Source organism: Pseudomonas sp. G34, from assembly GCF_031119625.1.
Classification (GTDB): Bacteria; Pseudomonadota; Gammaproteobacteria; order Pseudomonadales; family Pseudomonadaceae; genus Aquipseudomonas.
This window is the reverse complement of the sequence record NZ_JAVHZV010000003.1, coordinates 63,822-79,549: the sequence shown is the minus strand read 5'-3', so window position 1 is coordinate 79,549 and position 15,728 is coordinate 63,822. Positions and strand designations below refer to the sequence as shown.

Annotated in this window: 9 protein-coding genes; 4 read left to right on the top strand and 5 right to left on the bottom strand. The window is 64.0% G+C overall.

Annotated elements, in window-relative coordinates; all coding sequences use genetic code 11:
* Positions 1-127: 127 nt before the first annotated feature.
* Genes QYS36_RS02155 through QYS36_RS02145 form a run of 3 tightly spaced genes read left to right on the top strand, consistent with a single transcriptional unit; the run spans position 128 to position 2,491 of the window.
* On the top strand, positions 128-949 hold the full coding sequence (locus QYS36_RS02155) for a molybdenum cofactor biosynthesis F family protein (RefSeq protein ID WP_308837932.1): 822 nt from the start codon (positions 128-130) through the stop codon (positions 947-949).
* A complete protein-coding gene (locus QYS36_RS02150; protein ID WP_308837931.1) occupies positions 942-1,736 on the top strand; it encodes an SDR family oxidoreductase in 795 nt (264 codons plus the stop codon). Before QYS36_RS02155 ends, QYS36_RS02150 begins: the two co-directional genes overlap by 8 nt.
* The gene (locus tag QYS36_RS02145; RefSeq protein ID WP_308837930.1) at positions 1,736-2,491 is read left to right on the top strand and encodes an SDR family oxidoreductase; all 756 of its coding nucleotides are present in this window, start codon (positions 1,736-1,738) and stop codon (positions 2,489-2,491) included. The genes QYS36_RS02150 and QYS36_RS02145 overlap by 1 nt, the downstream gene beginning before the upstream one ends.
* 103 nt (positions 2,492-2,594) lie before the next feature.
* Here QYS36_RS02145 and feaR read toward each other — a convergent pair whose 3' ends face one another.
* A complete protein-coding gene (gene feaR, locus QYS36_RS02140) occupies positions 2,595-3,533 on the bottom strand; it encodes a transcriptional regulator FeaR (protein WP_308837929.1) in 939 nt (312 codons plus the stop codon).
* A gap of 433 nt (positions 3,534-3,966) precedes the next feature.
* On the opposite strand from feaR, the gene QYS36_RS02135 reads away from it, so the two are divergent.
* Positions 3,967-5,292, top strand: a complete 1,326-nt coding sequence (locus QYS36_RS02135; RefSeq protein ID WP_308837928.1) for a hypothetical protein — start codon at positions 3,967-3,969, stop codon at positions 5,290-5,292.
* Positions 5,293-5,575: 283 nt separating this feature from the next.
* On the opposite strand, the gene QYS36_RS02130 is transcribed toward QYS36_RS02135, so the two are convergent.
* The 4 genes from QYS36_RS02130 to QYS36_RS02115 form a co-directional block, all read right to left on the bottom strand.
* A complete protein-coding gene (locus QYS36_RS02130) occupies positions 5,576-6,298 on the bottom strand; it encodes a Crp/Fnr family transcriptional regulator (RefSeq protein ID WP_308837927.1) in 723 nt (240 codons plus the stop codon).
* 85 nt (positions 6,299-6,383) lie between these two features.
* On the bottom strand, positions 6,384-6,578 hold the full coding sequence (locus QYS36_RS02125) for a hypothetical protein (RefSeq protein ID WP_308837926.1): 195 nt from the start codon (positions 6,576-6,578) through the stop codon (positions 6,384-6,386).
* Positions 6,579-6,603: 25 nt separating this feature from the next.
* Complete coding sequence (locus QYS36_RS02120) at positions 6,604-6,819, bottom strand: general stress protein CsbD (protein ID WP_308837925.1); 216 nt, start codon at positions 6,817-6,819, stop codon at positions 6,604-6,606.
* Between the two features lie 18 nt (positions 6,820-6,837).
* Positions 6,838-15,462: a GH36-type glycosyl hydrolase domain-containing protein gene (locus QYS36_RS02115; RefSeq protein ID WP_308837924.1), complete on the bottom strand. Its 8,625-nt coding sequence runs from the start codon at positions 15,460-15,462 to the stop codon at positions 6,838-6,840.
* Positions 15,463-15,728 lie beyond the last annotated feature (266 nt).

Here is a 15,728-nt window from a genome sequence, read left to right as displayed (position 1 = left end):
CCCATCTGCTCGGCCTGAACACGCCGGGCAGATGCAGCCTTTTTGACAGATGCTCCTCAACCATCCGGTTGATAGTCGCCCGCATGGCTTCGGCGCACCATGCAAAAAACAAAGAGGAGACTGCATCATGACGACTGAAACCGAGTGGATCACCGTAGGCGACTTGGCGGATAGCTTCGCTCCAGGGGCGTTCATCCTGCCGAACCTGGCCGATCTGGCTGGCAGGAAGTTCACGCTGCACTTCTCCAATGGCTGGCAAATCGCTCACCAGTTCGAGGCCGAGCGCCTGACTTGGCAGGCCGCCGATGGTCACTCCCAGGGCTCGGCCGCGTACCGCGCCACGTCCATTCGCCCGGGCATCTACCTGGTTGATTTCATCAAGAACGAGGGCGGCCAGGACTGGTCCATCAGCCTGGTCGTGGATATCCAGGCTGCCTGCTTTACCGCGGTTATCGGGCGCCTGCCTAGCGCCGAAACCACCCGGGAAGGGCTCTACGGTCGCGCCTTGGCAGGCAAGAACCTGACGGGTGTAGAGGTCGAGTTCCTGCAGGGTTCTCTGGATAAGCCGTGGCAAGAGGGCGCCTGTCTGCACGCGTCTACCGAAGAGCTGGTCGGGTTGCGCAACCTGTACCGCTACAGCCCGTCCGAGGTGTACGAGCATATCTACCTGAATCAGGACTATTACACCTGGCACTGCCTGAAAGGCGGCGAGGTGGGCTTGTGCGACACCGATCGCTGCCACTACTACAAGATTGCCGATCAGCTGTACCTGTTCGTCTGGCGGGAGAAGATCGTGCCCACGCTGGGCCTGGTCATGATCGACATGCTCCAGCACCGTAGCGACGGCAAGATCTTTGGCTACGCTGGCGGCGGTTTCGAGGCGCTTTCCAACTTCCCGGTTGCATCCCACTGCAGCGTGCTCAATCGCATCGAGTACCCCGATGCATAAGGTGAAAACCATCGTCATAACCGGTGCCGGCACGGGCATCGGTGAGGCTTGCGCCGAGCGCCTGGCAGCCGAGGGCCATAACCTGGTGCTGATCGGGCGCCGGCGTGAGCCCCTGGAGCGGGTGGCAGCCCGCACTGGCGGGCTGGTGTTGGCCGGAGATGCGGCGAGTAGCGCCTGCTGGGGCCGGTTCATCGACGAGATTGGTGAGCGATTCGGTGGGATCGATGCCCTGCTGGCCTGCGCTGGCGGGTTAGGGCAGGGCTCGATTACCGACACCTCGGACGACGCCTGGCAGGCGGCGATGCGCGGCAACCTGGACAGTGCCTTCCACAGTGCACGGGCATGCCTGCCGCGGCTGATCGAAAGCCGCGGCAGCATCGTCCTGCTGGGTTCCATCGCGTCGTTGGCAGCCGGGCCGCAGGTGTGCGGTTACACCACGGCCAAGCATGCCTTGCTCGGTCTGAACCGCTCCCTGGCTCGCGACTATGGCCCGATGGGGGTCAGGGTCAATTGTGTTTGCCCGGGGTGGGTGAGAACGCCGATGGCGGATGAGGAAATGCAGCCGCTGATGGAGCACTTCAGCGATGACCTCGACGCTGCTTATGCGCGGGTCACCGCCGATGTTCCCTTGCGGCGTCCGGCCAGCGCCCACGAAATCGCCAGTGTTTGTCGCTTTCTGATCAGTGATGAAGCAGCCATCGTCACCGGTGCCTGCATCGTTGCAGACGGCGGTTCGAGCATCGTCGACGTGCCGACCCTGGTATACGACCGACTGGAGGGAAACTGATGCGTGTGACATACGATTTCAGCGGGCAGACCGTCCTGGTAACCGGCGGTGCGCAGGGGATTGGCCGAAGCATCGTCGAGCACTTCGCCTGCAGCGGGGCACGGGTGCTGATCGCTGATCTGCAAGTGTCACCAGCGCAAGCGCTGGCGAGCGAATTGAGCGCGCAAGGTTGCGACGTACAGGCTGTCGGCATTGACCTGGCCGATGAGGCCGCGATCGCCACCTTGCTGGCAGGGCTCGAACGCCTGGACGTGCTGGTGCACAACGCCGGCTATTTCCCGTTGACGGCTTTTTCCGAGATAACCCCGGCGATCCTGCAGCGCACCTTGGCAGTGAACCTCAGTGCCTTGTTCTGGCTAAGCCAGGGCGCGCTGCGGTTATTCGAGCGACGGGGCAGTGGATGCGTGCTGGTGACCTCATCGGTCACCGGCCCGCGGGTGGCTTACCCGGGGCTGACGCACTATGCGGCGTCCAAGGCAGGCGTCAATGGCTTCATTCGCAACGCGGCCCTGGAGTTGGCCGGGCGCGGCATCCGCGTCAACGGTGTGGAGCCGGGCATGATCCGGACCCCGGCGATGAGCAATCTGGGTGATGCTGCCCTTGGTTCGGAGATTGCGCGCGGTGTGCCCCTGGGACGCCTCGGCGAGCCCCGGGATATCGCCGCGGCCATGCTGTTTCTGGCGTCGGATGCGGCCAGCTATATCACCGGCCAGACGATCATCGTCGACGGTGGCGCTACGTTGCCGGAGGCCTGAACAGGGCTGCTCAGCCCGGCTTGCTTTCATGCCGCGGCTCAGGTGCCGGCACTGGGCGCGGCGAGCCTGATGGGGCACTCGTCATCCCTGATGCTCGCAGCACTCATGCTCCGAATGCATGGGTGCGGTAATCCTTGGGCGATTGCTCGAACTGCTTCTTGAAGGCACGGCTGAAATGCGCCGAGTCCGTGAACCCCCATTTGTAGGCGATGGAGGTGATCGATTCTCGGCGCATGTTGGGGTTGGCCAGGTCGCTGGCGCTGCGCTGCAGGCGCTTGCGCTGGATGTAGCGGCAAACGCTGTCGTCCTGTTCTTCGAACAGTCGGTAAAGCTGGCGAAGCGATATTTGCAGGCGACTGGCCAGGTTCAGCGGCGTCAGGTTCGGCTGGCTCAGCGATTCCTCGATCAGCCGCTGAGCGTGCAGCCTCAGGCTGTTGCCCGCAACGGAGTCGGCAACTTCGGCCTCCTTGCCTTCTTGCATCAGAGCGGTGCGCAGCAGGTTGGTGAAGGTACCGAGCAGGGCCTCCTGTTCAGAGCTGGAGGTGTTTTCCTCGCTGCTACAGAGTTCGTCGACCAGTATGCGCAGCATACGGCCGCTGATGCTGCGCGACGAAACCTTGCCGAAAAGCTGGCGCTCGTTATTGAAACACCTGAGCACCTGCTCCCTGGGAAGGTGCAGAGAGGTGTGCTCGATCAGACCCTGCGGGGTTATTTCGCAGGCCCCTACCGAGTCCATCAAGACCAAGTCGCCGGGGGCGAGCTGCAAGGTCGAGCCGTTATGGGTGATGCGCGCGCAGCCGCTGCGTTGGCTGACCAGGAAGCAGTAGCGATCATCGTCGCGGTCTGAATTCAGCGTCCGCGAAATGACCCCGGCATTGGTCTTCAGGTGGGCAAAGGTGAACCCACCGTGCTCCTCTGCATGAGCGTCGCCGATGAACAACGAGCTATTGAAGGCGAGACGAGTCTCGTAATTCCCGCATATCGACTGCATGGAGTTATGCCAGTTCTCGAGTGTGCTTTGCCGGGACTGCTGCGCATACATGGCGATCACCTTTTTATTAATATGTTACTGATTTTCACTGCGCTGTACTTTGTTAACATGTTAAGCATGATTCGTGCCGCGTGCTGGCCGCTTTGCGGCATACGTGCATGCGCCTCATCCAGGCAGCAGGAGCGGCCTTGGGAAGCGCTCCGAAGCGTTTTGCTCTGAATCATGCCCGTCACGGACGTTACTCGTGTACCCATTCTGGGCAGCAGGGTGGCTGGCGCTGGCGGTCAAGTTCCTTGGCAAGTGCGAACAAGCATCTGCCGTGCAATCGATCCCTAATGGGTTGTCATCGCTGGTCGAGGCGGCCCGCTAGACCGAGGGCGGATACCGGCGCCCAAGCGGTGATGCGTCTTGCCCGGCAGGACGCAAACCCAGGGTCGTCATGATTCGCCTGGCGGCTCAGCGAGAAGAACAAGGGGAGCACCTCATGCAGCAGAGCCGTTACCTATCCATATCCGCAGCCGTGGCCTTTTCCGTTGGTGTGTTGGGCGCAGTTCCACCGGCCCAGGCCTACGAGTTCTATAACCAGGGCGAGACCAAACTGAACGCTGACATGCTCGCCGTGTACAGCCTGTTCAACAGCCGCAAGCGCTACGACGGCAAAACCGGTGGGCGCAATTGGCGCGAAGGTTTCATCAAGTACGGTGTCAGTTTCGAACAAGGCCTTGCTGGTAACGGAGAGACCTATGGCGCGCTCAACTGGGTCAGTTCCGGCACCTGGGGAAGCGGTGATGCGGCCGGCCTCACAGATGGCAGCGAACGCACCACCAAGATCGAGGATGCCTATCTCGGATGGCGTTCGGGCAAGCTGATCCCGACGCTGGGGGAGGACGGCCTGGATGTCTCTTTCGGTCGTCAGGTCGTGAAGATCGGTGATGGCTTCATCATCAACGACGACGGCCTCAACTTCGGCAACGGCGTGGCCGATGGGGCGCTCAATCGCGGTGGCGCCATGTACCTGGCCGCTCGCCATACCTTCGACCAGACAGCGATCGTGCGTATTGGCGGCAAACAGGGCCTGCATGGCGACCTGATGTGGATGAAGTCGGATAACCGCGCCCAGGCCAACACCGAGCTGGCGGCTGGCACGCTGGCTTACACCACGGAGCCCGGGGAGCTGGCGTTCACCTATATCCATGGCATCGGCGTCGACAAGCGTTACGCCAGCGACTTCCAGCGTGAGCGTGACGGTATGGATATCTACAGCCTGCGTGGCGCTGGCAACGCAGGCGTGGAAAACGCCAACTTCGCCTTTGAATACGCATGGCAGGACAAGGCGGCTGGTGATGAAAAAGCCTGGTATGCCGAGGCGGGCTATACCTTTGCCAATGTGGCCTGGGCGCCCAACCTGACCTATCGCTACAGCCGCTATTCGCAAGACTGGGATTCGATGTTCAACGGCTTCAGCCGCGGTTACGGTACCTGGTTCCAGGGCGAAGTAGCAGCCAACTATGCCGGTCCGTTCAACAGCAATACCCAGATCCACCATGTCGGCCTCAAGGCCATACCATTGGAGGGGCTGACGCTCGGCGTGCTGTATTTCGACTTCGACGCCCTGCAAACCCGAGGCAAAACCGACACCAGCGGACGTGAGCTGGACCTGTACGCCGAGTGGGCTGTCAACGACCACCTGATCATCACGCCGTTGCTGGGTCTCTACCAGCCGGACAAGAGCCTGGAGAACGGCGGGGCGCAGGGCGGCAGTAACGGCACCAACGTCTACAGCCAGCTCACCGTCGCCGTTCCCTTCTGACGATCTGCCGGGCCTCCTGCGGATTCTGACCAGCAGGCGACCTATTGATGATCGAGTGGGAATGATCCCGCGTCCGGCGTAAGCCGGTAGTCAGTGGTCAGGAAAACCAAGAGCCCGCGTGATTGCGGGCTTTTTGGTGTCTGAAAATTCCAGGTCGCGTTCTGTATCACGATCGCATCGCCAGGCGCGGTAGGTTTTTCGTGAGCTACGGCAAGCCATCGCGACGATTGGCCAGTGTCCTGGATGCACTGCACAGAGTGCCTCTGACGCAGCGAATCAGGGCTCAGTTGTGTCGCGACATGTAGGACAGCAAACGGTCGGTTTCCTTTTTCACCACGGCATAGCATTCGCAGCTCATTTGTTCGAGCTGCTTGCGATTGAGCACCGTGATGTGGCCGCGGCTGTATTCGATCACGCCTTGGCGCTGCAGTTTGCCGGCGGCTTCGGTAACGCCTTCGCGGCGTACGCCGAGCATGTTGGCAATCAGCTCCTGGGTCATTTTCAGTTGGTTGCCAGGTAGGCGATCCAGCGACAGCAGCAGCCAGCGGCACAGCTGTTGGTCGATGGAGTGGTGGCGATTGCAAACGGCGGTTTGTGACATCTGGGTGATCAGGGCCTGGGTGTAGCGCAGCATCAGCACCAGAAGCTCGCCATGGCGATTGAATTCTTCCTTCAGGCGCGGTGCTGGCAGGCGATAGGCATAGCCACCACTCTGTACCACCGCGCGGCTTGGGGTGCTCTCACCGCCCATGAACAGCGAGATGCCCACCAGCCCTTCGTTACCGACCACGGCGATTTCCGCGCAGGCACCATTTTCCATGACATTGAGCAGGGAGACGATGGAGTCGGTGGGGAAGTACACATGACGCACGGATTCCCCGGACTCATAGAGCACCTGCCCGAGCGGCAGGGAGACGTGCTCCAGGTGTGAAAAGAGCCTCTGCTGGACTTCGCCAGGCAGAGCAGCCAACAAGTGGTTCTGCTGCGGCATGCAGTCGTCGGGCATGGAATCCCTTGGCAATTTATTCTAATGAACCCTTCACTATACGCCTCGCAAGCGCCCGGCTCGGTTCGTTGCCGCACATAGTCGTTCAGGTGCCTTGCCGCAGGCTGTCGATGCTGATCAGATCCTGGCCCCAGTCGAACAAGCGCTGATAGCACTGCAGCTGGCTCGATGAGGCGTGAACGTGGGTGATGGTCGCCGAGTCGTCCGGGCGGACGTCGCGACGAGTGACCCGGATGATGTTGCCCGAACTCTGTGCGACGACGAAGTAGGCAGCGAGCATGGCGATCTCCTGGGCAGTTTGCCGGTCAGGTGGTGCGGTGCCGCTCGAAGAAACTCACGACCTGCTTGCGTGCTTCATCGCGCGTCATGTCGCAGCGGCTGTGGACCAGCGTGGTGAGCTTGTCCAGATCGCCGCCGCACTTGAGCAGTTCGTTGCGGGTGAGTTCGTGCCAGACGATATGCGCTGGCTCTACCAATCGCGTCCATTTCCCTTCGATGATCGTGCTCAGTGGTCTGTCCATGATCGTTCCTCTCGTACTTCATTGCGGCAGGGGCGTGCTGTGAGTGTTCGCCCAGCGCCCGTCGTGTGCCGGGATCTTGTCCGGCCATTGAATCTCTACCCGATGCTCCAGGCCGTCATCGATCAAGGTAATGCTGTCGCCCTGCAGCAGCGTGCCATCCAGATGCACGGTCGCATCGCCTGACGCCGCGCAGGACAGGATGATACGGTAGGTTGTGGAGCCAAAGCGGTAGTGCAGGCTGAAACCGCGCCAGCCCGCCGGCAGTACCGGCTGCACACGCAACTGCCCACCGCTGCGCTGCAGACCGAGCAGTGACTCGACGATCAGCCGGTACATCCAGCCGGCCGAGCCGGTGTACCAGCTCCAGCCGCCACGGCCTTCGTGGGGCGGCATGCCGTAGACATCGGCGGCCACCACATAGGGCTCGACCTTGTAGGTGGCGATGGTTGCGGCGCTGTTGCCGTGGCTGACCGGGTTGATCAGGCGCAGCAGCTCCCACGCCCGTGCGCTATCGCCCAGTTCGGCGAAGGCCATGCTCGCCCACACCGCCGCGTGGGTGTACTGGCCACCATTCTCGCGCACGCCGGGTACGTAGCCCTTGATGTAGCCAGGGTCGAGCACGCCTTGGTCGAAGGGTGGCGCGAGGAGTTGCACCAGGCCGATATCGCGGCGCAGCAGATGCCGTTCCAGTGAGTCCATGGCCGTGCGCCGGCGCTGATCGGGTGCTGCGCCAGACAGCACCGACCAGCTCTGGGCGATGGAGTCGATGCGGCACTCGTCGTTGCCCGTCGAGCCCAGTGGCGTGCCATCGTCGAAATAGGCGCGGCGATACCAGTCGCCATCCCAGGCGTGGGCGTCGAGGCTCAGGCGCAGGGCATCGGCCTGCTCTTCGCAGCGCGTGGCGAATCCGGCGTCCCCGTGGAGCAGGGCGGTGCTGGCGAAGCGGCGCAGCACGTCGTAGGCGAAGAAGCCCAGCCACACGCTTTCCCCCTTGCCCCCTTCGCCGACGCGGTTCATGCCATCGTTCCAGTCGCCATGGCCCATCAGCGGCAGGCCGTGAACGCCCCGTGCCAGGCTGTGCTCGATGGCCCTGACACAGTGCTGGTAGAGGGTTTCCTGCAGGGGCGCGTGGTGCGGCAGGTCGTAATAGGACTCCTCACCGCTGTTGAGCAAGCGGCCTTCCAGGTAGCCCACGGTTTCCGCCAGCACGCTTTGATCACCGCTGACCTCTACGTAGCGGCTGGTCGCCTGGGCCAGCCACAGGTAGTCGTCGGAGCAGCCGGTACGCACACCGCGATCCAGTGGCGGGTGCCACCAGTGCTGCACATCGCCTTCGACGAACTGATGGGCGGCGCACAGCAGCAGGTGCTGGCGAACCGTCGCCGGGTCGGCATGCAGCATGGCCATGCTGTCCTGCAACTGATCACGGAAGCCGAAGGCGCCACCGGACTGGTAGTAACCGCTGCGCGCCCAGAAGCGGCAAGCGATCACCTGATACATCAGCCAGCCATTGACCATCACGTCCACGGCCGGCTCCGGGGTTTCGATCCGCACCTTGCTCAGGGTCTCCTGCCAATGATCGCGCACGCGCTCGAGCTCGGCCTTGGCGACGCTGCTGCCACGCATGCGCTGCACCAGGCGGGAGGCGGTCTGAGCGTCCCGGGCGGCGCCGAGGCGGAAGGTCACGCTGCGTTGCTCATCCGGCGCCAGGTGCAGCTCGACCCGCAGGGCCGCGCATGGGTCGAGTCCCGGCCCGCTGCGCCCTGACAGCTGCGGCTGGGCCATGGCTGCGGGGGCGCCGAGGTTGCCGTTACGGCCGATGAAATCACCGCGGCCGGCGGTACTGCTGGCCAGCGGCGCATCGACGTCGAAGAAGGCCACCCGGCCCGGGAATTCGATGGAGTAGGCATTGCGCGCGAACAGGGCGCCGCTGTTCGGGTCAGCCTCGCTGACCACGTGCATGGCCGATTTTTCCCGCAGATCGCCCAGTACCCAGGCCACGTAACCGGTGACCGACAGGCGCCTTGGACGGCCGGAGCGATTGTGGACTTTAAGATGGGAGAACTTGACCGGCTCGTGCAGCGACACGTAGACCCACAGCTCGCTGCGAATCCCGTCTTGCTCATGTTCGAAGACGCTGTAGCCGAAACCGTGGCGGGTCACGTAAGCGCCTTTGCCGGGACGTGGCAACAGCGTTGGCGACCAGTAGTGGCCGCTGTCTTCATCGCGCAGGTAGATGGCCTCGTCACCCGGGTCGCTGACCGGGTCGTTGCGCCATGGGGTGAGGCGGAACTCGTGGGCGTTTTCATGCCAGGTATAGGCGCTGCCGCTTTCCGAAATCACGCTGCCGAAGTTCGGGTTGGCCAGCACGTTGACCCAGGGTGCCGGCGTGGGCTGACCGGCCTGGCAGTGAATGACGTATTCCTTGCCGTCGGCGCTGAAACCGCCATGGGGATTGCTCAAGATCAGCGACGAATCGGCCAGCGGAATCACCACTGGCGGTGCCTGCCTGAGCAACAGGCTGGCATCGAAGGCGGGCAGCGCGGGTTCTGCCCGGCGCCGATGGATCTGTTCGGCGAGGCTGCCGCGCTCGTCACTGAGCACCAGGTGGGCCACGGCCAGCATCAGCACGCGGTCTTCGTCGGAAAGCTGCTGGGCAGGGCGCACGAAAATTCCGCCAGGCCTGTCCAGCAGGTGCGCCTCGCTGCCCGAGGCGACCAGGCCCATGATCACGTCCTGCAGGTCCTGGCGGTAGCCGGCCTGGTCTTCGTTCCAGATCACCAGGTCGACGATCAGGCCCTTGTGCCGCCAGTAGGCGTGGGCCTGCACCAGCTGGCGCACCAGGTCGATATGCGCGGTCGCGGAAATCTGCAGCAGCACGATGGGCCGGTCGCCGGAAATCGCCTGGCCCCACAGGCCGCTCTGGTTGCGCTGGTTGGCCGCCAGCACGCTGGGTGCGGCGCGCAGCGAAGGGTTGGTATAGATGATCGACGCGGCCATCTGCTCGAACAGGCGGGCCTCGGCATGGGAGGTGTTGAGTTGGCGCAGCAGCACCTGGCTGTGGGTCCAGGCCAAGTCGAAGACACGGTCGGCCAGATGCCGATCACGGTACTTGTTGATCAGGTGCAGGCAACCGTCACGGCTGTCACTGACCCCGGTCACCAGGTCGATGGTGGCGGTCTGGCCGGGCTCCAGGGTGATCCGGCAACGGATCGCCACGATCGGATCGAGTACCGCCCCGGCCGTGCCGGACAGCGCTTCGCCGTCCATCGCCGCTGGGTGCGTCAGGTTGCGCCCACGACCGATAAAGCGGGCGCGATCGGTTTCGTAGGAGATCGCCGCGATGTCCACCTCGTGCGCCGCCAGCAGGTGGCACAGCCACGGCACCTTCTCTTCGCTGGAGCGGGGCCGCCGGCTGCACAGGATCGCCTGCAATGGGGTGAGCAATTCGCTCTGTACGAACAGCTTGCTGAAGGCCGGGTGCAGGGCGTCGCTGAGGGCCGAAGCCAGAACCACTTCGGCGTAGCTGGTGAGCTCCAGGGTGCGGCGCTGCGCACCACGGTTGCTGATGTGCAGGCGCCGCAGTTCGATGTCGTCCTCGGGGGACACGACGATCTCGGTGTGGGCGTCGAAGTCGCGCTCGCGCACGCGGAACTCGGCACGGGCATCGGTGAAGATCGCCTCGAAGCTTTGTGTCGCGCGCAAGGTCGGCTGGTGCGCCGAGGACCAGAAATCACCGCTCTCGACATCGCGCAGGTAGCAGAAGGTGCCGGTGTTGTCGCAGGTGATGTCCTCCTGCCAACGGGTGACGGCCATCTCGTCCCATCGGCTGTAACCACCGCCGGCATTGCTGATCATCACGTGGTAGCGGCCGTTGGAAAGCAGTTGCACGGCCGGGTGCCGGCGCCCCGGGTCGGTGTAGACCCGCAGCTTGTTCTCGTTGACCCGCGCGACCTTGCCCTCCAGCGAGGCATTGGCGGTGTGCAGGTACTGCGCGGCGCTTTTCGGCACCCGCTCCTGCAGCAGCAGGGCGGTGGCCTGGAACTGCGGATCGGCCTCGAAGCGGCGCTGCATCGGGCGACCCTGCAGCACATGGGTCAGCGACAGCAGGCTCATGCCTTGATGGTGGGCCATGAAGGACTGAATAACGGTCGAGCTCTGCCCCGGTGGCAGGCGCGCACTGGTGAAATCGATGGCTTCGTAAAGGCCATAGCGGCCTGCCATGCCCATGTCGGCCAGGCGCTGGAGGTTCTTGCAGGCAGCCTCTGGCGCCACCATCAGCGCCAGCACCGAGGCATAGGGCGCCATCACCACGTCTTCGCCAAGGCCACGCTTGAGGCCCAGACCGGGCACGCCGAAAGCCCGGTACTGGTAGTTCAGCTGGGCATCCAGGGTGCTGTAGCCGGACTCGGACACGCCCCAGGGCAGGCCCAGCTGCTGGCCGTATTCGACCTGCCGGGCCACGGCGGCGCGGCAGGTCTGGTCGAGCAGGGTGCCGGCATAACTGGGCATGACCAGCATCGGCATCAGGTACTCGAACATCGAGCCGGTCCAGGACAGCAGCACGGGAACCCCGCCGTTGCTGGTCAGCAGCCGGCCCAGGGTGAACCAGCTTTCCTGGGGGAGCTGCCCCTGGGCGATGACCACGAAATTGGTCAGCCGCGCTTCCGAAGCCAGCAGGTCGTAGTAGGCGCTGTCGAGACGCTGTTCATCGACGTTGTAGCCGATGGCCAGGAGCTCCCGTTGCGCGTCGTACACAAAGGTGAAGTCCATGTCCGCCAGCTCGGCCGCCAGGGCCGCCAGGCGCAGCGCCGTGGCGATGCGCTCGCCGGCATGGGCGATCACCGCGCGTACCTGGGCCTGTTCGGCTGCCGGCCATTGCGCTGCATCGAGCTGCGCCAGCTCCTGCCAGCTGGCCGTGGCCAGCGGCTTGCCGGGCAGGGTCAGGCAGGCCAGTTCGCTGTGCAGATCCTGACAATGGGCGAGCAGTGCCTGGCGCCAGTAGTCGGCCTCGACAGCCGCTGCAAGAGCGGGTTGCAGGCCCTGGCTCAGGGCGATCAGCTGCTGCAGGACGGTGCTGATATCAGACGGGCTCTCGGCTTCGGCAGGATGTGCCGGTGCCAGCTGATCGAAGGCTTCATCGAGCAGGTGCCCGTCCAGGCCACCGGCCAGCAGCGCTTCGTGCAGCACGCCAAGGCTGTCGGCCACGCCGCTGCGCCAGTTCGGGCTGAGCACTGCTGCGTTCGGCAGTTCATACAGGCCGGCGCGCAGGGTCAGCAGCAGACCGGCCAGGTTGCCGCTGTCCACGGTGGAAACGTAGCGTGGCGGCAGCGGTTGCAGCGTCTGGGTGTCGTACCAGTTGTAGAAGTGGCGGCGATGGCGTTCCAGCCGCGACATGCTGGTCAGGGCGTTATCAAGACGGGCGAGCAGGCGAGCACCGCTGAGGTAGGCGAAGTCGTGAGCGGCCAGGTGCGAGAGCAACGCCATGCCCATGTTGGTCGGCGAGGTGCGGTGGGCGGTTACTGCCGTTGGCCGTTCCTGGATGTTGTCCGGCGGCAGCCAGTTGTCCCCAGGGCCGACATGATCGTCGAAGAAGGCCCAGGTCTTGCGTGCCAGGCGCCGCAGAAACTGCTGGTCCTCTAGCGATGGTGCATAGGCCACGTAGGCCGCCGTCCTGCTCAGCCAGAAGGCGATGGCAGGTGCCAGCAGCCAGGCCAGCAGGAAGGGCGTGGCGATTACCAGCGCCACAGGCTGACCAGCCAGCAGCAAGCCAACGGCGACCGCCAGCAGCGGTGCTATCCACATCAGCCGGTACAGGCCTGGCAGGTCGTTGCGGCTGTTGCGCTCCACTTCCCGCGAAGGGTTCCATTGCAGCAAACGGCGCTGGCTGATCGTCATGCGCCACAGGGTACGAGCGATCGCATCCAGGCTGCTGAATGCTTCGAAGGGCAGCCACGCCAACGTCAGCAGCGCACGGCTGAAGTCCTGGGCTGCATCGCGAAGGCTGACCTTCAAATGCTGACCACGGCTGATGTCGTGGGCTTTGTGCAACAACGCCAACAGGGTGTTGATCAGTGGCTGGGCGATGATCAGCAGGAACGCCCCCAGGCTCCACAGCAGTGGCTGAGTGGTGGCGAACCAGCCCCACAGCAGCATGCACAGAAAGGCCGCCGGCTCCAGGCTGCGGCGCAGGTTGTCGACGATCTTCCAGCAGGCCAGATTGGTCAGGCGGTTGCGCTCCAGGCCACCACCGGTTTTCGGTGTCCAGGGCATCAGCCAGGGCAACAACTGCCAGTCACCGCGAATCCAGCGATGCCGGCGCTTGGCATCGGCGCTGTAGCGCGCCGGGTGTTCCTCGTACAGCTGTACGTCGCTGATCAGCCCGGAGCGGGCGTAACAGCCCTCGATCAGGTCGTGACTGAGAATGCAGTTGTCGGGGAAGCAGCCCTGCAGGGCCTGCTCGAAGGCATCCACGGCGTAGATACCCTTGCCGATGAACGAGCCGTTGCCGAACAGATCCTGGTACACGTCGGATACCGAACGGGTGTAGGGATCCACCCCCGCATCGCTGCCGAACAGTTGCGCGTAGGCGGAGCGGGCGATGCTCGGCAGGCTGATACCCACCCGCGGTTGCAGGATGGCATAGCCACTGACGATGCGATTGTGCTGCGGATCGAAGCGTGCCTGGTTGAGCGGGTGGCAGATGGCGCCGAGGAACTGCCGGGCCACATCGCGTGGCAGTTGGGTGTCGGTGTCCAGCGCGATGACGTATTCGACCCTCGGCAGCGCGGCGATATCGCCGACGATCAGGGAAAACCGCCCGTGCCCCTGACCACGCAACAGGGCATTGAGCTCGGCGATCTTGCCACGTTTGCGCTCATGGCCCATCCAGCGTTGCTCGGTGGCGTTCCAGCGCCGTGGCCGATGCAGCAGGAAGAAACGCGACGCAACCGCTTCGGGGTATTTCAGATTGAGCGCTGCGACCGCCAGGCTTGCGTGTTGCAGCAGGGGGGCGTCGCCGTCGAGCACCTCGCTCCGGGCATCCATGAAATCGGTGAGCAGGGCGAAATGCAGGTTGGCATCACGGTTGGCGAGAAAACGTATCTCCAGGCCGTCCACCAGCTCTTCGACATCCTGAGCGCTGCCGATCAGTGTCGGCACTACCACCAGCGTACGTGCCTGGGCTGGGATGCCGGCGCTGTAATCCAGGCGCGGCAGGATGTCCGGTGGCAGGCTGAGGGTCACCAGCCGGTTGACCAGCGCGATGGCCAGGTGGCTGGTCATCACCAGCGTCGGCACGCTGAGTAGCAGCAATGCCCATGGGCCCCAGCCGTCGGCGCGCAGCATGCTGTAGAAGGGCCAGGCCAGCAGAACGCTGAGCAGCACTACCGGCGTGATGAAAAACGCCAGCGGCGACTTGCGCAGCACGCGCCGGCAGCGCTCGGCCGGGGATCGCCGCGCCCCCAGTTGCTGCTCCAGATCGGCCAGCCCGGCGCCCAGCAGGTAGAAGCCAACGTGGCGCGTCAGCGGGTCTTCATCCGCTGCCGCGTGGCACAGGGCGACGGCTGCCCGGGCAATCTCGACCTGCGAATACCGGCAACAGCGCGCCAGGCGCTCGACGGCGTGGCGGTAATGGTCACGGGTGGCGAAATCCATGCTGGCATAGACCGCAGACGGGTCTTCGCCAAGGGCGTGCTCGACGCCACTCATGAGCTCGACGAACTCGCGCCAGTCCAGCGAAGAGAGCAGGCGCAGGCTGTTGATGCTGTTGCTGATCGACACTTGCTCTGTGGCTTGCAACTGAGCGTCGAGGTGAATCAGCCGTTCGACGCTCTGCCCGGATTCGGCCAGGGCCTGCTCGACCCAGGTCATCGGCAGTATCAGTGCCGTGCTCTGGCCTTGCAGGCGCCGCGCCAGCTCGGCCACGAAAGCACTGGTCATCGGTGGCGCAGAGCGCGCCAGGTCGGCAACCAGCAGCACCACGTTCTTGGCGTCGAGCTCGGCGGTTGAAACCAGCCGATCTGCCCAGTCGTTGGCCAGGCTGCGGTCGCTCCAGCTGGCCATCACCCGGGACGCCACCCGTCGCAGGTTCTCGATCAATGCCAAACGCAGCATGATGGGAATGCCCCATAGCTCGCCCAGCGTCAGCGGTGTGACTACCTGGTAGGCCGCCACGAAACGGCTCAGGCTGTCGCTATCGACCCGGCCATCACCATGGGCGATGGTTTCCAGGGCAATGTCGTAGACCCGTGGCAAGGTTCGTGAAGGCCCATCATCGAGGCCGGGCAGTTCGCGGCAGTAGCCTTCTGGCAGATGTTTCTGCGCCGTACGGATCTGCTCTTCGACTAGGTAGAAGTTATCCAGCAGCCACTCCGCAGCAGGCGTCGCGCGCTGGTTGGAGAGCGCTGCCGCGCTCATCGCCTGGCAACAGCTGGCCAGTACGGCGGCGTTTTCGGAGAGGCGGTGAAGGAGGGCGTCGGAGGTAGGGGCGGGGCTAAGGTGATGTTGTCGGGCCAGATGGGCACCGTGGGTGGCCATCTGTTCTGCGCTGAACAGTTCCGCGCGCAGGGCCGGCTCGTACTCGAAGGTGCGTGGCGTGGGCCGCCACAACCGTTGGATTGCTCGAAGCCATTGCCTATCCATGTTTTCCTTGGGGTGCAACCTGGCGTGCGGGCAACGCTGCAGTGACAAGAGTCAAGCAAGCGCAGCGGGCGTCAGGAAGGAGTGTGCTGACAGGAAGTGTGAAATCCTTACAGCAGGGCGTCTGTCTGCTGGCGCACATAGCAACTGATCTGCCGCTGCGGTTACCCCAGGCACCGGGCTGCTACCCGTGCAGCCGAGCCATGGGCAACGCCCGCTATCTGAGCCGGGCGTGCGATGCTGCAGGAGGTGCCGTTGCCGGCACGACG